Origin of the sequence: Ruegeria sp. HKCCD7255 (assembly GCF_013031565.1) — a bacterium.
Taxonomy (GTDB): Bacteria; Pseudomonadota; Alphaproteobacteria; order Rhodobacterales; family Rhodobacteraceae; genus Ruegeria.
The window spans coordinates 176,969-195,518 of sequence record NZ_WQAG01000001.1 but is presented as its reverse complement, the minus strand read 5'-3'; the positions used below and the strand labels follow the sequence as shown (position 1 = coordinate 195,518).

At 53.6% G+C, this 18,550-nt stretch carries 17 protein-coding genes; 9 read left to right on the top strand and 8 right to left on the bottom strand.

Features of this window, described 5'->3' with window-relative positions:
• The first annotated feature begins 160 nt into the window (after positions 1-160).
• The 4 genes from GOX45_RS00980 to GOX45_RS00965 are packed head-to-tail and all read left to right on the top strand — an operon-like array spanning position 161 to position 5,361.
• A complete protein-coding gene (locus GOX45_RS00980) occupies positions 161-2,347 on the top strand; it encodes an adenylate/guanylate cyclase domain-containing protein (RefSeq protein WP_171097100.1) in 2,187 nt (728 codons plus the stop codon).
• A complete protein-coding gene (locus GOX45_RS00975; RefSeq protein ID WP_171097098.1) occupies positions 2,340-3,047 on the top strand; it encodes a methyltransferase in 708 nt (235 codons plus the stop codon). The genes GOX45_RS00980 and GOX45_RS00975 overlap by 8 nt, the downstream gene beginning before the upstream one ends.
• Positions 3,044-4,720 carry a transporter substrate-binding domain-containing protein gene (locus GOX45_RS00970; RefSeq protein WP_171097096.1) on the top strand — a complete coding sequence of 559 codons (1,677 nt, stop codon included), beginning with the start codon at positions 3,044-3,046 and terminating at the stop codon, positions 4,718-4,720. The genes GOX45_RS00975 and GOX45_RS00970 overlap by 4 nt, the downstream gene beginning before the upstream one ends.
• Positions 4,717-5,361, top strand: a complete 645-nt coding sequence (locus tag GOX45_RS00965; RefSeq protein WP_171097094.1) for a hypothetical protein — start codon at positions 4,717-4,719, stop codon at positions 5,359-5,361. Before GOX45_RS00970 ends, GOX45_RS00965 begins: the two co-directional genes overlap by 4 nt.
• 483 nt (positions 5,362-5,844) lie before the next feature.
• Here the strand turns inward: GOX45_RS00965 and GOX45_RS00960 are convergent, their stop codons facing one another.
• Both GOX45_RS00960 and GOX45_RS00955 read right to left on the bottom strand, forming a co-directional pair.
• Positions 5,845-6,300 (bottom strand): hypothetical protein, encoded by a 456-nt coding sequence (locus GOX45_RS00960; RefSeq protein WP_171097092.1) that lies wholly within the window; start codon positions 6,298-6,300, stop codon positions 5,845-5,847.
• A gap of 90 nt (positions 6,301-6,390) precedes the next feature.
• Positions 6,391-7,371 (bottom strand): hypothetical protein, encoded by a 981-nt coding sequence (locus GOX45_RS00955; RefSeq protein ID WP_171097090.1) that lies wholly within the window; start codon positions 7,369-7,371, stop codon positions 6,391-6,393.
• Between the two features lie 455 nt (positions 7,372-7,826).
• Between GOX45_RS00955 and GOX45_RS00950 the strand changes: the two genes are divergently transcribed.
• Positions 7,827-9,368 carry an ankyrin repeat domain-containing protein gene (locus tag GOX45_RS00950; protein WP_171097088.1) on the top strand — a complete coding sequence of 514 codons (1,542 nt, stop codon included), beginning with the start codon at positions 7,827-7,829 and terminating at the stop codon, positions 9,366-9,368.
• A 48-nt stretch (positions 9,369-9,416) separates the two neighbouring features.
• Here GOX45_RS00950 and GOX45_RS00945 read toward each other — a convergent pair whose 3' ends face one another.
• The gene (locus GOX45_RS00945) at positions 9,417-9,905 is read right to left on the bottom strand and encodes a GNAT family N-acetyltransferase (RefSeq protein WP_171097086.1); all 489 of its coding nucleotides are present in this window, start codon (positions 9,903-9,905) and stop codon (positions 9,417-9,419) included.
• On the bottom strand, positions 9,892-10,473 hold the full coding sequence (locus tag GOX45_RS00940; protein WP_171097084.1) for a hypothetical protein: 582 nt from the start codon (positions 10,471-10,473) through the stop codon (positions 9,892-9,894). The genes GOX45_RS00945 and GOX45_RS00940 overlap by 14 nt, the downstream gene beginning before the upstream one ends.
• Before the next feature lie 161 nt (positions 10,474-10,634).
• Between GOX45_RS00940 and GOX45_RS00935 the strand changes: the two genes are divergently transcribed.
• The 3 genes from GOX45_RS00935 to GOX45_RS00925 are packed head-to-tail and all read left to right on the top strand — an operon-like array spanning position 10,635 to position 13,659.
• Entirely contained in the window at positions 10,635-11,594 is a 960-nt protein-coding gene (locus tag GOX45_RS00935) for an HlyD family secretion protein (RefSeq protein ID WP_254444253.1), read from the top strand.
• Positions 11,591-12,517 carry an ABC transporter ATP-binding protein gene (locus tag GOX45_RS00930; protein WP_171097083.1) on the top strand — a complete coding sequence of 309 codons (927 nt, stop codon included), beginning with the start codon at positions 11,591-11,593 and terminating at the stop codon, positions 12,515-12,517. The genes GOX45_RS00935 and GOX45_RS00930 overlap by 4 nt, the downstream gene beginning before the upstream one ends.
• Complete coding sequence (locus GOX45_RS00925) at positions 12,514-13,659, top strand: ABC transporter permease (RefSeq protein WP_171097081.1); 1,146 nt, start codon at positions 12,514-12,516, stop codon at positions 13,657-13,659. The genes GOX45_RS00930 and GOX45_RS00925 overlap by 4 nt, the downstream gene beginning before the upstream one ends.
• 220 nt (positions 13,660-13,879) lie before the next feature.
• Here the strand turns inward: GOX45_RS00925 and GOX45_RS00920 are convergent, their stop codons facing one another.
• Positions 13,880-15,184: an adenylate/guanylate cyclase domain-containing protein gene (locus GOX45_RS00920; protein ID WP_171097079.1), complete on the bottom strand. Its 1,305-nt coding sequence runs from the start codon at positions 15,182-15,184 to the stop codon at positions 13,880-13,882.
• A 369-nt stretch (positions 15,185-15,553) separates the two neighbouring features.
• Here GOX45_RS00920 and GOX45_RS00915 point away from each other — a divergent pair, with 369 nt between their 5' ends.
• Positions 15,554-15,931, top strand: a complete 378-nt coding sequence (locus GOX45_RS00915; protein WP_171097077.1) for a hypothetical protein — start codon at positions 15,554-15,556, stop codon at positions 15,929-15,931.
• A gap of 302 nt (positions 15,932-16,233) precedes the next feature.
• Here GOX45_RS00915 and GOX45_RS00910 read toward each other — a convergent pair whose 3' ends face one another.
• Genes GOX45_RS00910 through GOX45_RS00900 form a run of 3 tightly spaced genes read right to left on the bottom strand, consistent with a single transcriptional unit; the run spans position 16,234 to position 18,538 of the window.
• Positions 16,234-17,361, bottom strand: a complete 1,128-nt coding sequence (locus GOX45_RS00910; protein WP_171097075.1) for a cytochrome-c peroxidase — start codon at positions 17,359-17,361, stop codon at positions 16,234-16,236.
• Positions 17,358-17,735, bottom strand: a complete 378-nt coding sequence (locus GOX45_RS00905; protein ID WP_171097072.1) for a hypothetical protein — start codon at positions 17,733-17,735, stop codon at positions 17,358-17,360. The genes GOX45_RS00910 and GOX45_RS00905 overlap by 4 nt, the downstream gene beginning before the upstream one ends.
• Positions 17,732-18,538: an amidohydrolase family protein gene (locus GOX45_RS00900; RefSeq protein WP_171097070.1), complete on the bottom strand. Its 807-nt coding sequence runs from the start codon at positions 18,536-18,538 to the stop codon at positions 17,732-17,734. Before GOX45_RS00900 ends, GOX45_RS00905 begins: the two co-directional genes overlap by 4 nt.
• Between the last annotated feature and the right edge of the window lie 12 nt (positions 18,539-18,550).

Sequence of the window (18,550 nt, the reverse complement as noted above, 5' to 3'; positions counted from 1 at the left end):
AGAATGATCTGACAAAAAGGAGCATGTGTTAGCTCATCACAGGCGCTTAATCTTTGTGCGATTGGTAACTGAGCGACTGCCTACTACCTAACATTTAAGTTGGAACCTTTGGAAAATAGGTGTGTTATGATCAGTTGAAGTATTACCGGGGTTTGGCTTTATGCAAAACACAAAGGAAAGCCAGACAGACGTCGCGCCCCTAAACGGGTCGAATGTAGCCAGGCGACGCTTTTCGGTTCCGCTCAAAGCTACAATTATTGTGGTGTTCTTTTTAACAACAGTTCCGGTTCTGTTAGCGACAATTCAGATCAACTACCAATCGAGTGAGCGTGTACTCAGGAATCACGCTGCGGACATTGTCGAAAGGTTCCGCAACGAAACAATCCGACAGATAAACTCGGAGTTCCAAGCATTGAAATCTCTCGTCGCGACGGCGGCAGAGCTTGGTCGGCAAGCCCCAGATCTATTCACCGACAGCAGAGCGCTAGTCTATCTTTTCGAGATGTTGGGCTACAGTGAAACGTTGTTGAACATCTATGTCGGAACAAACGACGGCGGATTTCGTCAAGCGCGACGCATTCATGATCATGACGCATCCTTCCACGGAGCCAAGCCTCCCGAAGACGCGGTCTATGCCTATCGCTTGATCGAACCGGACATGGGGCCGCCAATTCTCGACAGGTATATCTTTCTTGATAATGAACAGTCTGTCCTTGGCGACGTCGGGATAGACAGCGGTTATGATCCTCGCAGTCGATCTTGGTATTTACAGGCAGAAGAGGCAGGCGACGCTATTATCACAGATCCAGAGCTCTTCTGGGCATTTGGACTTGTAGGATTTACTGTCGCCGAACCTTACTCTGTCGACGGTAGTTTACTGGGCGTCGTCGCCGCAGATGTGACACTGGATCGCTTTTCGCAGTACCTGGCTGAGAACCCTGTCAGCGACAATAGCGTAAGCTATATGCTGGACGACAAAGGGCTGGTTCTGGCGGCTTCAGACGGCATGACCCAATTCGGCGGTGGCAACAACCAAGTGGCTTTGACTCATGTCGCAGATGCCGAGAATCGAATTGCCGCCACGGCATATAGCCAGAGCCACGAATCCGAGGGGGCAGAAGTATACGACTTTTCTTATGACGGACAGGATTTCATCGTCTCGCTATCCTCGTTCCACGAAAACTTGGGCAAGCCCTGGCGATTAATGGTGGTTACACCACTTGACGATTTTACGGCTGAATTTCACGCGAGCAACCGCAAGATGCTGATCATTGGGCTGGCCGCCGTAGCGATCCAACTAACTGTAATCACGATTATTGCAGGCCTCGTCGCCTCCCCTCTCCAACGGCTCGCGCGCAAGGTCGAGCGGATACAATCGCTAGATAGCGCTTCGGACATCTCGATAGTTCGCTCACGCGTGAGAGAAATTGCGATTCTCTCATCTGCAATTGAGACCTTAGATACGGCTGTCCAGGCTTTTGCTCGCTTTGTTCCAGTTGAGTTGGTTCGGCAGTTGCTAAAGTCAGATCAAAAGCTTGAACTGGGCGGGCAGAGTCGGTTCCTGTCGATCTTGTTCTGCGACGTAGAGGCGTTTTCGACCTTAGCCGAGCGAATTGCAGCGCGGGATCTTCTTAGTCGCGTTTCTTCGCTATTGGGGATGTTCAACCGTCGCGTTCTTGAGGAAAAGGGCACAATCGATAAGTTTGTCGGCGATGGTGTCATGGCCTTTTGGGGCGCGCCGTCACCTCTGGATGAACATGCTTTTCATGCCTGCGTTGCCGCATTGGCTGTTCAAAATGATCTGGAGCGTCTGAACCAGGATTGGCGCAAATCCGACGAGCCCGAAATGCGGCTTAGGGTCGGCATTCATTCCGACGTGGTTTTGGTCGGTAACGTCGGCTCACGAGAAAGGATGAGCTACACTGTGTTGGGCGATGGGGTAAACATCGCGGCTCGGCTTGAAGACTGTAACAAAATTTATGGTACACAAATATGCATCAGCCATGACACGTTTCGCGAAGCCGGTGATCGTTTGTGCGTTCGTCCGATCGACGAGTTGCAGGTAAAAGGACGACGCTCTCTTGTCACAATTTACGAGCTTTTAGGAGCACATGGTGCGGGTGACCAGTTTGAGCCATCAGAGAGCACCCTGGAGATAGCTCGGCTTAGTCGGCGCGCGTTTGATGCTTTGGTCGCAAAAGATCACAACACTGCTCTCAAAGCCTATCGCGAAGTCCTAGAAAGGCGACCCGATGATCCGGTGGCCAGCTTGCATGTGAAGCGGTTGGAGGCGGGTGAAATCGACCCGCCCTCACGCGCTTGGGTACGAGAAATCAACGATGTGTAGCGCATACGGTGCGTCGACGACTGATCCGTTTCGTCCCAGCGATTACTCAGCCGCGTTGGTGCGATGTCTTCAAGATGAAAACAATAGTTTGGTCGGGGCTCGTGTACTTGATGTGGGCTGCGGAAGCGGAGTTTTACTCGCTGCAGCAGGCGCAAAGGGTGCGGCACAACTAACAGGTGTTGATATTGAGCCCGACGCGGTCGCGTCGACCATCGCATTGCTAGAAAGCCAGGGGACTGCGGCGGTATACGACATTCACCAAGGTCAGCTCTTTGACCCTTTGGGTAATCGGAAGTTCGAACTGGTGCTGGCTAACCTTCCTCACTTTCCAATGGATCAAGCCACTGTTGCAGGACGCTTAGCGACTTGGAGCGCTGGCGGCCTTAGCGGCCGAAGACTGCTAGATCAATTCCTTGAAGGCTTGCTCCCGCATCTTGCGCCACGTGGCCGCGCGCTGATCGTGCACAATGCATTCATCGGCCTTGGAGAGACCCGAGACAAAGCTGCTGCGCTGGGGTTCACAGTTCGCCTACTCAACTCCTTTCTGGTTCCCCTACCCCAAACCAAGTTGGATGTTATGAATCGAGTTATTCTGAAGCGGGAAACCGGGAATTCGATCTTTCGGTTCGGGGACCACACTTTCGGCGAAGTGGCTGTGTTGTCGCTCGCTCGATCTGGCGCTGGAGAGGAACTTTTATGAAGGTTGCAACAGCAATTGTTTTGGCCGTCTTTATACTGACCTCGGCCTTGGTAGTTGCACCTGTTAGCGCCCAAACTCCAGATGAAGCCCTCGAAATACTACTGACCGAGGCGCGAGCCAAGTTGCCCACAGCCTGCGACGATCCGACGGCTGATCGTCTTGTCCGGATACTTTGTTCTGGCCGTATGCGCACGGGGATAAGAGGGCATTATCCGCTTTTTGCTACACGCAATGCAGATCGATCCGACAGGATCGGCTACGACACAGATGTGGCCCGAGCAATAGCTGCCCGGCTCGGCGTAGAGCCTGAGTGGGTACATGTTCGCGCGGCAACACGGATATCAACCCTTGCTGAAGACGGCGCCGACGTTGTGATTGCGACCATGGGGCACAATACGCGCCGGGACAGTCAGGCAAAGTTCATCCGCCCCCACTATTATCAATCAGAAACAATCATACTAGGCCCGCTCGAAACAGATGTTTCGGCTTGGTCCGATATCTCTGGCCAGCGTGTCTGCACCACAATTGGTAACTACGCGAATGCTCATCTGGTCACAGAAGGCGTTCGCTTAATGCTGTTCGAAGATGCCAGCCGCCTGCCAGAGGCGCTGACGGAACAAGTTTGTCGGTTGGTCGCACATGATGACAGTTTCCTGGCGTCATACCTTGCGGAACCCTCCTTTGGTGATCGGTTCGAGCCCAAATTCGGTTTTGACCCTGTGCCCTGGGGAATAGCAGTTGCTCAATCCGACAGCGACGATCTGGCTCGGGCATTGGAACTCATAAGTCAAATAATGCATCGCGACGGTGAATTCCTCGAACTCGCGCGCGAGAACGGAATTTTCACACAATTCCTGGAAGAACAACGGGGTCTCTGGCAGTCATCGGGATGCGCAACGATTGCTGCGTTACAAGACCCCTCATGTGTTCTGCCTGCCCTCGACGCAACTCCACCCCCAACCGCGTTTGCTGATACAGTCAAATCGGCAAGCAGTTGGATGGAAGACAAGCTTGGGTTTTCCCCGACATTGCCAATGCTGACAAGCCAACCGGCTTTTGAAATCTTTACCGCTGGCGTCGTCAATTCTTTTGTCCTTGTCATTGGGTCGTTGACCGCAACGCTGGGCTTTGCCTTGATCGTCGGTCTTTTGGCCGCATTTCCAAATCGTCTGGCGCGCTTTCTGGCCTGGAGCGTGATCTCGGTGATCCAGGCTTCGCCGGTCATCCTGACGCTGGTGGTAGTCGCCGCCGTAGCGAACGCAACCTTCACCTATTCTCCCGCAGTGGCTCTGGGGTCGGCGATCATCGCACTTGGCCTGATGAATGGCTGTAACGCGGGTCAAGCGATTGGCGAAGCCGCATACAGTCTGCGCCGAGACGGACGTCATGTTGGGCGTTTTAGCCTATCGCTCTATCGCGAGGCTGTACGGCGGTCTCTGACGCAGATTCTTTCATTTTTGGTGAACGCAGCCAAAGGCACACCCATTGCCAGTTTCACTGGGGCACCCGAGCTTCTGAGTGCCCTCACCGACATAACATCTTTCGCGGCTGGCCGCGCTACCACCTACACGCTGGTCTTACTGTTCTATATTACCGTTGTGATTTGCGTCGTCTGGGTATGTGAAGTCATGCGCAAAAGACTTGATGTGCGTTGGCAGGAGGCCGGATCATGACCGAGCTGATTAATCTGCTCAATTCGGATTATCCAAGCGAATTGCTTACTGGCATGGTGGTCAACTTCCAGATCGCGCTGATCGCCCTGGCGTTTGGGCTGGCATTAGGTGTTCCGTGCGTGCTGATCTTGCTCACGGGGCGCTTTTGGACGCATGCGATCAATCCGCTCGTCGGTTTGATGCGCGCAGCCCCAACGTTTGTCGTCATGTTCTTTCTATTAAACACTGTTCCACGGCAATTTCAGGTCTTGGGAACCAACGTCTCGCTTTCACCCGAGCTGATCGTCGCATTGTCACTGGTACCGTATGTTGCGGCCTATGTGGTTGATAACGGCAAGACCGCCATAATCGAACTGCGCAAAGGCTCGCGTGAAGCAGCGCTACTGCTCATACCTAATTTGATACGCGCCTTCGTCGTTCTGGTGATGTCCTCCAGCGTTGGCGTGGCAATAGGCGTTAATGAAGGTATCGCAGTCGTTCTGCGCGAGGCTGAAAGATACTCAACCCTTGGTGATCAGATGTTGGTTTTTATGATCGGCGTATTTGCCTTTGGCGTCGTGTTTCAGCTCGGCTTCGCCTGCGTCCGCATTGGGATACATCTGTTTTCAAACGCCAAATCAATAAAAACACGTTCGACATGAGACGTTTTTTATGATTTGCAATTCTTCTACCCACTATTACGTCAACGATGCGGCTTTGTGCCCATTGCGAACCTATCCACGATTTTCTTGTCCGTCCGATGGGCCGATATCTCCGTGTAGTCTTTACCAGCGTCGTGCTCAGCACACGCCGCGCGGTCAGCAACATCGTGAACCGCCCAGAAGATTTCTTTAAAATGAACGTAATTTATACGTCAGCACCAATGGAACAGTTTGGTACGCAATTGGAGGCGACAGTATCGACTTAGCAGCCTACGCCAGGGTGCTTTCGTGCGAATTCGAACTCGATTCTAATAGGCAAGTGAAACTGTCCTTTGTCCCGCGCCCAATTCGTGCCACTCGGCAAGATGCCACCTGTGGCGGAATGCAAAAAAAACGCGGACAGGTTGCTGCCTGTTTTATCTGTGCATCAATAGCCAGCAGCTGACTTTTCTTCTGACCGCCCGCGCCCCTTGAAGACTTTGGCTAGCCCAAACACTCGATATCAAACGCTGCAGCGCGTTTGGCGTCTTTCTCGAAAAAGCTCACCTGACCGCTTGCACCTTTGAAAACGCCGGTGCCACCGACAACTGCCAATTGGGTTTCGAAATGGGGTGCGGTGTCGGGGTTAGTCGGGCTGGGGTAGGAACCAGAATAGATCAGTTGGTTGCCGTCGATGGTTAGGTGAGCGTTTACTATGAGCTGAGTTTCACCCTCGCCCGAACCAGGTGCAATCAGCGTTGTGACGTTCTGCATGCCGATCATCTGGTCGTTTTCACTGAAAACTGTGACATGCCCAACCGCAACATCTCCGATACTGTTACCACCTGACGTAATTTTAAGGTCTTCCAAATAAACAGTAAATTTGCCGCATTCCGGAACGCTATCCGCAAACGCCGGAAGGACTTGGGCAAGAAGAAGAATGAAGACAACAAAACGCATTTTGGCTCCCCCTGGAAAAAAGGCTGAGCGAGATTGCTAGACAGGTGCTGCAAAAAGGCAAGCTTGAAACACATTCGCCTCGCTGTCCGCTCATTGTTTTCTAAGCTCAATCGTCAACAACCAGATTTCAAACGCGTATTTGCCTGCCCCGTTTTTGATAAGCGTTTCAAAGCGGTCGTAGAACTCGTTGAGATTAGCTTTGGTCGTTTGGTCAGTTTCACCGCGCAACAAAGAATGCCTGAACGTGGACTCGGTGAAGGAGCGAACAAAGCCCTTATAGCTTGCAGCGTACTCTTGGGGCGCATTGATCTGATCTGCAAAGATATCTTTCGGGTTGTGCTGAGCCGGGACAACCTCCGCTCTTTCGATCGAAAAGCCATCTGCCAAGTCCTTGTTGCGTTGAAATGGCTCGAGCGTCTCTTCCCTGGACATAAACCAGATTGGCATAAGGAAGTCACGAAGCGCATGCTCAGATATCAACCCGTCGTTCACCATCGTTTCGGCGACGTGGTACATCGCGCGATAGGTATGTCTGCCAGAGCTGCAAATTCCATTGACCTCGCCCGCATCTGGAATAGCCCCCAGCGTCGAGACCATAAGCCTGCCACCACGACGCAACTCTCGAAGTCGCATGGTTAGGAAGGTTTCCCAATCTCGTTGCGCTTGTTTTTTGAGCTCCAGGCGAGCTTCTCCCTGAAGGTCTGCGAACCAGAGCGCACCTTTTGAAGAAATGCTGGGCTGTAAGCTGAGCCAATGGCTCGCACCGAACGAAGTTCCAACGTCAATGGACGACGCCGGTGCAGCCATTGAGAAAAAACTACCCATACTTGCAACTGGGCGAACATTGGAAGAGAGAGTGATGTAACCGTCCTGGCCAGCAGCGCATTCGAATAGGGTATTCCAATCGTTTTCCGCCTGATCGACGTGGTGAACATAGATAGCGCGACCAGGGTAGCGGTCAGCAAAAGACTTTACGGCAGGCTTGATTGACAAAATCGCGTTTGATCCGGTGCCACAGCCATAGTCAGCAATGTGTATTTCATCTGATGCGGCCAGAACCTTATCGGCCATCTCCCGAACATCGTCCGCGCGAGATTGAATAGAGTGCTTCTGCGGGAGGGAATTTCCTCCATGTCAATCATTCCCTCAGTTGGGCTGCTCCTATCGTTCATTCGATCCTCCCGCGCACAGTTGGATTGGCAGCTAGAGCCGATAGTATACATTGATTGCCACTCAAAATCGATGAATTGACTGGCCCAATAGTCGGTGGCAAGTCGCCAACAGAAAAGCCGCGATCGCTGCCCAATCGGCAGCCATCTAATGCGAACATTAATTGCCCAAACTGCCCTCTGATCCGCTACTGACTTGCGGGAAATTCCCGCAAGCGCTACGCTGAACTGAGGTCGTTCCGAGGCGACCCCCTGGTCCGCGGAAAGCTGTCATCGGCACCTCGAACAGAATGTGTGAAAACCACATCGGTTTCTCAGCCCGGATTAGCGGACCGTCGGGCATTGGAGGGAAGACCGATGACCAAATCACTCGATCAACTGCGCCGTGATGCCAAGGCTTTAGGCAAAGCTCTGACAGAAGGCGACAAAGGTGCCATGCTTCGCGTCCATGGCATAGTAGCGCCCCCCGCAAACGGTGCCTACAAACACGCGGATTGTCTGCATGTCATCGCGCGCGAGACGGGATACGCTTCTTGGCCAGCATTGAAACTTGCCGTTGAAACACAAGGTATGGATCGCGCACAGAAACAGGGACGGCTGCGTTGGGCGCTCTACAACGGCTCAATAGAGACGATCCAGCATCTGCTTGCGGATGAGCCGGACCTTGCCGAGGGTCAGGTGCCTTTGCTCGTTGCTCTTTATGACGTGACTGCGATGCGCAAGATCCTTGCGCAGGATCCCGGTGCTGCGACACGCGAATACCCGCCGCGGAGACCTATGTGCCATCTGGCGTTTTCAAGATATCTGGGGATGAAACCTGAGAAAGAACCCGAGATGCTTGCTATGGCGGAATTGCTTGTCGAACACGGGGCAGATGTGAATGACAGTTTCGCCTTCGACCCCGAAGCAGATCACCGCTTGTCCGCGCTTTACGGTGCGATCGGCCATGCAGACAACATGCCTTTGGCCAGGTGGCTGTTGGAGCATGGGGCAAATCCCGACGACGATGAATCCCTCTACCATTCCACGGAACTGGCCCATACCGACGGTCTTCGTATGTTGCTGGCGCACGGGGCAAATCCGAAGGGAACAAATGCATTGCCGAGGGCGATTGACTTCAACAGCACCGATGCTGTTCGGCTGTTGCTGAAACACGGTGCTGATCCCAATGAAGGCATCAACCCTCATCCGTCGGGTGAACCTTCCTTGGTGATCCCCGCCTTGCATCAAGCGGCCCGACGTTTGGCTTCGGGCGAAATCGCTCGGCTCTTGTTGGATCATGGCGCAAACCCAAATGCTGTTAGCCGCGGCCACTCTCCCTATGCTTTTGCCCGTATTTTCGGAAACAGGGGTGTCGCGGCGGTTCTGGAACATGCACGTGCATCCACGCAGTTGACGTTGATTGAAGAGCAACTGGCGCGGGCAGCGGACGGAATATCAAAGGAGGATGACCAGATTGACATGAATGCCCTGTCGCAAGAGATGAAGTTTCTTCTTTGCCGCCTCGTCTGGCGCGAAGGAACCCTGCCTCACATGCAACGTCTAGTCGAAATTGGCTTTGAGCCAAATCTGCCGGATGAGATGGGTATGCCGCCCCTGCACCTTGCTGGTTGGGAAGGAATGCCCAACGTCATGTCATATTTTCTGGGCCAGAACCCGGACCTGAACCACACAAACGCCTACGGAGGGACCTTGCTCTCAACGATCGTTCACGGGTCCGAAAATTGCCCGCAAAGGGCACATCGCCATCACATCGATTGTGCGCGTCTGGCGCTGGAGAACGGCGTAGCGCTTCCTCGAAACGCCTCACAATTCGCAACCGTTCCCGAGATGTCCTCCTTTCTGGCTGATTGGGTGGAAGCGCATCCCTTGCAAGTCACGGAACATGGAGTCGTTTAAGGCGAGAAATGTTTGCGCCAGATGTACAGGCTGGCGCAGCAAGATTGTCTAAAGGCTGACCTTCATCGGCAGGATCGGCCCCCAGGGCGTTTGCCGCGCTTCACCAAAGACAGAGAATCCCGCCTTATGATAGGCCGCGATCGCACGCGCATTGTCCGGGTGCGGATCTGTTGCGACAACCGGGGCTCCTGCGGAAAACACCCGTTTAAGATGCTCATAGATAAAGGCCGGGCCGTGCCCGCGCCCGATCATATCTGGCTCACCAATGAACTGGTCGATGCCCCGAGATCCCGGCGGAAGGGAATAGAAAGGGTGATCCTCCCAACCGTGAACAGTGTAATCCTGGATATATGCAAACGGGCGTTCTGCAAGCGAAACGATCCATCGTCGGACTCGTGCGTCTTCCAGTTCTTTATTCGTGCTTGGCTCATTGGAGTCCCACCATTCGCGAACATGCGGGTGCGATTGCCATTCCGAGATCATAGCAAGATCAGCCGACGTCATCTTGCGAAACGCATATCGCTTAGGGATAAGCATGGCTAAAGGTAGCAAAGAGAGGGCAGATTTTTAAGAGCATCTGACGGCCCCTTGGCACGTGGCGATATGCCTTTTTTGGGATCAATGGTTTGTTTTGGCGTTGCTCGGCCCATTGCTGCCGTTCATCCTTGAAAACCATCGCTACGGTGCGGCCTGTCAGAGCCGCCGTTCGCTGCGGATGCAAAATCGATACGCGGGCGAACGTGGAGCGTGCGGACTTTTCTGCCGCTAACCCATATCGTTTGGTGCAGTGCATCTTCCATTCGAAAATCTGATTTGAGACTTCCTCCTGAACGAGATGGAAGTAGAAACGAACAATTTTGAAAATATCGACCGGGTATCGCGTGGCAAAAAGTCCTGATGCCCTGTAAATATCTATCCAACTATACAACAATACCGGAGAAGATAGTGGCCTTCGCAGCGCGGGGCCCCGATGCTGATATTTTACGCGTCGCTCCGGAGGAGCCATTGGGGCAAAAAGGTGACATGGTACCGCCGGACCATTCGCAATTTCGAAGTGGTTGATAGCGGGAAAGATACTTATTTCCTGCAGGGAGATAATATCCATCTGATCGGAGAAATACTGAAGGAGTGGCTGACGCGCCTGCCCCCTTTTACCTCTCCTGCTATCTGTAGTTGCTGAACCGTATACATAAATCAGATTTCCTGATTGTATACTTTGACTGTTATCCAACGCGCTCGAAGACCAATCACCGGAGGGAAGCCCTGTTGAATCTGACTATCTCCACACCTTTTATTCTGGCGGCTGCACTGCCCGCTTTTCTAGACCGGTGCTCTGGTTCCGATACCAGCGTCGCTTTGGGCGTATTGGCGCGCGACCGGGTGGCCTTGACCGCGACCGCCAGCGAAATCGTCGTTGATCTACCAATTGCCGAAGGCGCTGTGGTCAAGGTTGGCGACACGCTGGTTCAGCTCGACCCCACACTGCAAAGCGCAAAGCTGGCACTGGCGCAGGCTGAACTGGAAAAGGCGCGGGCCACGTTTCTGAAGTTGCAGGTGGGGCCACGCGAGGAAGAGATTGCAATTGCCAAAGCCAAAGTCGCAGGCGCTGTTGCACGTCTTGCCGATGCCGAGGCCATCTATGACCGAAACGCCAGACTGGTCAAGAAGTCGGTCGTGACTGAGGCTCAGGTGGAAAATGATCTGGCCGTACGCGATTCCGCGCGGGCTGAACTGGCCAGCGCTCGGGAATCGCTGAAAGAGCTGCAGAACGGCACCAGGCCCGAAGACCTGGCAGTTGCCGAAGCCAACGTACGGGCCGCCGAAGCGTCGGTTTCCGCGCAGCGAACTGTTCTGGACAACTTGACGGTTATCGCCACCCGAGATGGCGTGCTGGATTCCCTGCCGTGGAATTTGGGTGAACGAGTAACCTTCGGCAGCCCGGTGGCCGTGATCGTCACGGGCCAAGCTCCCTATGCGCGTGTCTACGTTCCCGAGCCACATCGCGTCAATCTGAGACCCGGCGAAACGCTGGAAGTGCGCGTAGACGGGCTGGCCGATCCGTTGGACGGCGTGATCCGCTGGATCAGCGACAACGCGTCCTTCACCCCCTATTACGGTTTGAACCAGGATGACCGAACCCGGCTTGTCTATTTGGCCGAGATAGACCTACCCACCGCATCCCCTGACCTGCCCGCCGGAGTGCCCGTGCAGGTCCCCATGCCATGAATGATATTGTCGTCTCGACGAAAGGTCTGACCCGGCAGTTCGGAGACAATACTGCCGTTAACAACCTGGATCTCGAAATCCAAACAGGCCAGATTTACGGGTTTCTTGGTCCCAATGGCTGCGGCAAGACCACGACCATGCGCATGCTGACTGGGCTGCTGAGACCCAGTAGCGGGGCGATCTCGGTTTTGGGTCAATCGATGCCCGAAGCAGCTGAGCCGCTGAAGAACGAGATCGGGTATATGACGCAGATCTTTTCGTATTACCGCGACTTGACAGTACTGGAGAACCTTCGGTTCGCGGCGGAAATATATGGCATTCCAGTGAAGTCGGCCAAGGACCGGATTGAAGAGCTACTGCACACCTATGACCTGACAACAAACACTGATCAGCTCAGCGGCAGCATGAGCGGCGGGCAACGACAGAAGCTGGCGCTTGCAGCCACCGTCATACACCGACCAAAACTGTTATTTCTAGATGAACCGACCTCGGCCGTTGACCCTGAAACCCGTCGCACGTTCTGGGAACAGCTGTTTGATCTTGTGGATCAGGGGGCGACAATGATCGTGTCGACCCATTTCATGGACGAAGCCGAGCGCTGTCACCGGCTGGCCATCCTGCAACACGGGGTGAAAAAGGCAGATGGATCTCCGCGTCAGTTGATGGATGATTTGCAAGCCAATGTTGTAGAGGTTGAAGGACCTGACCTGAGAAAGGTGAAACACCTATTGGACGGCCAGCCTAAAATCCTATCAACCGCGCAAGTCGGGTCACGGCTGCGTGTGCTTGTTGATAAATCCGAGCCACAGCCAGCGGATATGCTGCGCACAAAGCTAAGTGCATATCCCGACCTGTCCCTGACACCGCAACGACCGAACCTCGAGGACGTCTTTGTCAGCGCCACACGGGGGCCAGAACAATGATCTCGCCACGCCGCACCGTTGCTGTGCTGAAAAAAGAGCTGCTGCAACTGCGGCGGGACCGGATGACATTTGCTATGGTGATCATGATACCTCTGATCCAGCTGCTCTTATTTGGTTATGCCATCAACACCAACTTACGCCACGTCCCCGTCGCTCTGGTAGATGAATCCAGAACCGAGCTGTCGCGCACGCTGGCGCAGATCGTTCAGGCCACACAGGTCGTGACAATCACTGAAGAGCTGACCACCCCTCAAGAGGCGGAGCGCGCAATCACTGAGTCCCGCGTGCGTGCCGCACTGATCATACCTCCGGATGTCAGCCAACGCCTTGTTCGCAGCTCGTCTGTTGGGCTGGGCCTACCAAACGCAACCAACCAGACCAGCAGCCGACCGGTTGCCCACTGGATCGTCGATGGCTCAGACACGATGGTCGCCAGCGCAATCAAATCCTTGCGCACGATGCCTTTGACAGAACTGCTGAAACAACCACCAAACCGGCAGGTGCCCACCTTCGAAGTGACGCTTTACTTCAACCCGGAGCAGCGGTCCGCGGTCAATATCGTGCCGGGCCTTGTCGGTGTGATCCTGACCATGACGATGATCCTGTTCACTTCAGCCGCCATTGTTCGCGAACGCGAGCGGGGCAATATGGAGATGCTGATCAACACGCCAATTCAGTCGATCGAACTGATGATCGGCAAGATCATCCCCTACATCTTTCTGGGCTTGATACAGGTCGTAATAATCCTCGGCCTAGGGCATGTTCTTTTCGATGTACCGATAAACGGCGGGTTGGGCACTTTGCTTGTGGTGACCTTGTTGTTCATCATCGCAAGCCTTTCGCTTGGGCTGGTGATTTCCACGCTTGCGCAGAGCCAATTGCAGTCGATGCAGATGACTATCTTTGTCCTGTTGCCCTCGATCTTGATGTCGGGCTTCATGTTCCCCTTCGACGGTATGCCACAACCCGTCCAGATGATTGCTCAGGTCCTGCCGGCAACCCATTTCATGGACATGATCCGCGGCGTGGTCCTGCGCGACGCGTCGCTATACGAGTTACGTTGGGGAATTCTCTGGATGATCGGATTCGCAGCATTCGGGTTGCTAGTGGCGACTCTAAGATTCAAGAAACGGTTGGGTTGAAGACGGTAAGGCCGGAATACTGAGAGAATAGAGTTCGTTACGATCTGCACCCAGACTTTGCACAGTCCGCCTCCTGTGCAGAGCGGACACTCAGTGAAATCCACCCAATGTCTGCTCTTCAAATGCTGAATCGGCTGACCAATTTGTTGCCATCCGCCGTACAGCAAGTGCGGAATGAGCGGTACGTGGTTTGAATTCAGACGGACGAACCGACAACGGCCTATAGGCCAAAGACATCGATTTCCTCTTTCCGTCCGCGCAGTTTGATCCGACCTTGTTCAATCAAATTGTCAATGAAACCGGATTCTTCTCCTTTGGTTTCTTTTCGTGCGACTTCAACGAGCTCACTACTTGCCAAACCACAGCAGCCGACGTTTCGCGTCGCGCTTTCCAGCCGACTAGCAACATTCACGGTGTCGCCCAGAACAGCAAACTCAAGGCGTTGCCTTGTTCCAATGTTTCCGATTACGACCGGACCATAGTGCGCGCCGATTGCGAGCTTGAGATCGCCCCCCTCAAGCTTGCTCTTGGTCTTTTTCCAACGCTCAAATTCGTTAACCATCTCAATCATTGCCTGCAATGCGTTTGACGCATCACTGTCCGTTGGCTCGGGTGTCCCGAACGTAGCCATTAGACCGTCTCCAATGAACTTGTCCAATGTTCCGTTGTGGCGGAACACGATGTTTGCGAGTATTCCGTGCACTTCGCGCAATATGCCAATCGTTTCTACAGGTTCGCGTTCTTCCGACCAGGTTGTAAATGCAACCAAATCTGCAAAAAGAACTGCCGCGCTGTGCTCCTTCGGGCGCCAAAATGGATCTGAGCGTTCCGCGAGAAACTGCGCTGTCTTCTTCGGGAAGTATCGCCCGAGATTCTCTTTCTCCCTCGCAAGACTCGCCTGCCTGACCGCGATATTTCTCGATCTTTTGACTGCCAAAGCAAGCAGACCCGATGCTATGAGGAAAACCACAATTTCCTGTATTCGAACATCAATGTCTATGAATGTCGGCTGGGCTGCCATAGATAAAGCGTCTTCCAAATTAGCGTTGTTGATCTCCGGCGAAACGGTGTCGGGAAGGTTGAAAAGAAATCCGACGCCGATTGCCCAAGTGAGCGATCCGCAAACACCACCCCACAAAACCAATCGCGGCTGATAAACGTAGGCCAGTCCCGAGAGTAAAACGAAAAAGTAAATGAAGGGGCCAAAGCGAAATGCAAACTGCGGTGGATAATCAAACGGAACCAGAGGGTTTGGGAACAACAACGTGAACGTAAGTAATGAGAAATCTGCAAAAACAAACGCGTATTGATGCCATGGTTTTCCCCACGACGAACTTGCAACCAACCAAGGGGCCCAACCCAGAAGCGCAAAGATCAACAACAATGCAACCGTGAAGATGGGTGCAGGCCAAGGCGACAAAAAGGTCACAAGAACTGCTATGAAAAACAGAGCTATCGAACGCCCAATAGCGGCTGCCCGTTGAGATGCCAGCTCCTCGGATCTAAGAGGGGTCAACTCCTGCAAATACCAATCCTTCAATAATAGTCGGCATCCGAGAAACATTACTAGCGGATCATTCTACTGAGCATTCTAAACCGTCAACTCAATAGCACAAAACACGATTCTTTTTGGTTTAAGAACGCTGAAGCGGACGTTTGTCGCCAGCACGGAATCCGGAACTATGGGCTCAAAGCAGACGTTCGCTGCCCTCGGTGTCGACGGCTGCTACGCGGGACGAAGCCGCCAACCATCACGTATCCGCCGCCGGATTTTGAGATCTCGGTTTGCGCATCCAGGCCAAGCAACCGAGCGCGCAAGCCCCTCGATTTGACGACCCTGTATTTTTTTCTGATAGACAGCGCGCCCTTTCCCAAAAAATAGGAGGACCTGCAGATGTGGGTAGCATTCTCGACGCCCGAGGGTTCGGGCTTTTTCTCAGCCGTTGCCAAGGATGAGGACGGCAACACCAGCGGGCCGCACATGGGATCCCGCGTCTGCCTCCGGTTTCGCCGCGCACAGGACGCTGAATTGCTGCGCGACTATGGCATGGACGGTCAGGTGATCGAAACACTGGGCGGCGATTGCCGTTACCGGGCATTCATACCGCGCAACCACCTCGTGACCGTGCTGATGTACTTGGGCAACCAAATGTCTTACCCCAATTTCAAGGCCAGCATCCCAAAAGATGATGTGGCGTTCGAAGGTGCCTGCCACGAGGTTTGGGCGGCATTCGGCGAACTACAGGAAGGCGGACCATATGAAATGGGGTGAAACACCCCATTAAACCCAGCGCGGTTGCCTCGAAGATGTCTTGAGACAAAACGCCTCGGATTCACCACATGGGCCATACTGACGAAAACACTGTTTTTCGGGAGTTATGTGGAACGTCACTGATATTTGACTCAATCGACTTCAAAACCTCAACAAATCGGCCGATCACGTCATCCATTTCTGACCCAAACGTCAAGCAATTCTGACCCAGAGCGAGCAGCACCCCCTCATCGGCACTGCTAACGATAGTCGCCGAACCAGCTTACCAAATAACCCATTCCCGGGCTTAGAACAAAAACGCTTTAGTAAGGCGCCTTGGACAGCGTCATCAAAAACGCAACTAAGTCTGCAATCTCTTGCTCAGACAAATTCAATTGCGAGAGAATGGCTTCACCGTCGGCGTGCAGCCTTTCCGTATTGATTTTGCTGTAATGTCGGACCACAGCGTTCAGATCCTTTAGGCTGCCGTCATGCATGTACGGTGCGGTTTCAGCCACTCCGCGCAGGCTGGGCGTGCGGAAGGTTCCAAAATCAGCGTGGCTCCGGCGTACATTACGAACCGCCCAAGCACCTTGCCTATCCGGATCGTCATTCCAGTCGCCCTCCAGTGTGTAGGGGCTTGAGAGCAAAAAGTTCAACCCACTAAACCGACCTTCGTCGACCTCGGTTTCATTCAAAAAATATGGTACACCAGCATCGTGGAACTCATTGTTGGAAAACCTCGGGCCGTTGTGGCAAAACACGCAATTCCCGCGCCCTAAAAACAGCTGAAGACCTCGCTGGGCTGCCTCGGGGTAGTAGGCAGCCGCTGGAAAATCTCGACGCTCTAAGGCATCGCGAAAATCGTCAAACTGCGTCCGGTCTGTAACCAAAGTCCCCAAGTAAGCCGAAAGAGCTTTCGCGGCATTCACCAGAACAAGCTCTGGGCCCTGATTTTGGATGACGCCAAAAATAGCTTCAAAGTCATTAGTGTAGGCACTTTCAGACATTGCTGTTTTTAGGCTTTCAGGGCTGTGCGCCATCTCTTGTTCTTCGATGATCGGATGCAGGCTGGCTGCCCAAAGGTTATCGCTTTTGCCACCCCACCCATACCAGCGGAGTCCGGCCAGGTTCCGCAGCGATGGAGTGTTTCGATCTAACAGTACACGGCCGAGCGCCCGCGCCTCTGGAGTTGTAAATGCTTGTTCCGGATCATGACAACTTGCGCAAGAAAATGCACCGTCGACGGACAACACCGGATCGTTGAATAAGGCCTCTCCAAGCGCGATCGCTCTGGCATTGTTCGAAACTCTATTGCTTGGGTCCGTATGGAAGGATGGTGGCCAAGGCCCAAAGGAAAGCGCTTGTTCAATTTCGTCTGCAGACAACAAGACCTCTGCACGCACTGCACCTGTCAGGGCTATTAGCGCAGCTGTAAACCACAGTGTCATTTCAGCGTAATTTCTGACGAGTAGAAAATTGATTGGCCATTGATGTCGACATAGACCTGCAGCTCCCACAAACCCGGCATGTGAAACAGCATATCATCAACGCGGAACGCTCCGCCGCCCAAGGCGGTAACTTTGGGGGTATAGTTCATACCGTGTCGATGAGCGGGCATGGTTGCATCCACACGCATTTGGCCCACGGCAGTTTCACTACAAATAGAAACCAGAACGAAAAACGGTCGAGCCAACGGGATTTCATCGACGGACAGATAAACCTCGGGTGCGTTTTGAACTTCCGAATTCATACGTTGCCCAGTTACGTCACAAGCAAAAGCCGTGCTGGACCAAATCATAAACCAGAAAGCGCTGCGGATCATTCTGATGCCAGCAAACGTTCTGCGTTGGCATAGGCGATGTTGTCCGCAATCTGATCCGGCAGCAAATCCAGCCATTCACGCGAAAAATCTGCGTGGGGGCCGACATAGTACCAGCGTTCCGGCGCAAATGTATCCGTACCGACCATAAACCGATCGGGATGGGCTTCGAACGCAGCCTTCCAATTCGGGTCGATACTACCTCGTGAGACCATGTCTGAACGAAATGCCAAATCGGCCCAAAGCCTGGGATAGGTGTCCAGCGCGTCAACAACACTCGCCGGATCATCAAAGCCAGAGTGGGCCCACAGTACCCGAGCTTCAGGCCAGGTTTTGAAGATCAGGTCAACTGCCTCTCGATCACCGTGGTGGTGTAGAATGAGGTTCCGCTCTTTCGCCAGTGCAATCATGCTCTGGATAACCGGCGTCTTAATGTCGTCTCCGTAAGCGTGAAACTCGCCGATGGCTTCGTAGTCGTTTTTGGCCAGGTTTTCTTCCAGATAGCCAATTACAGTTTCATCGTGCATCCAGGTGTTGATTTCACCGCGACGACGGTACGGGCGCAACGCTGGAACGACGATGTCCGGTGCCGCGGCCAACAACAGCTGAGTGCCATTGTCATCCGAGCTGGAAACCAGGGCTTTACGCACGCCCGCATCCCGAAGGATATTAGCCACCTGTTCGGGAGGAACCAGTTTGACGGCATCGTGGCTGTAATGAATATGCGCGTCAAAGATCGGGCGTTCTTCTGCGATAGCACTACTGCAAATCAGCGCGGCACCTAATATGAAGATTTGTTTCAGCACCACAAGCCTCCT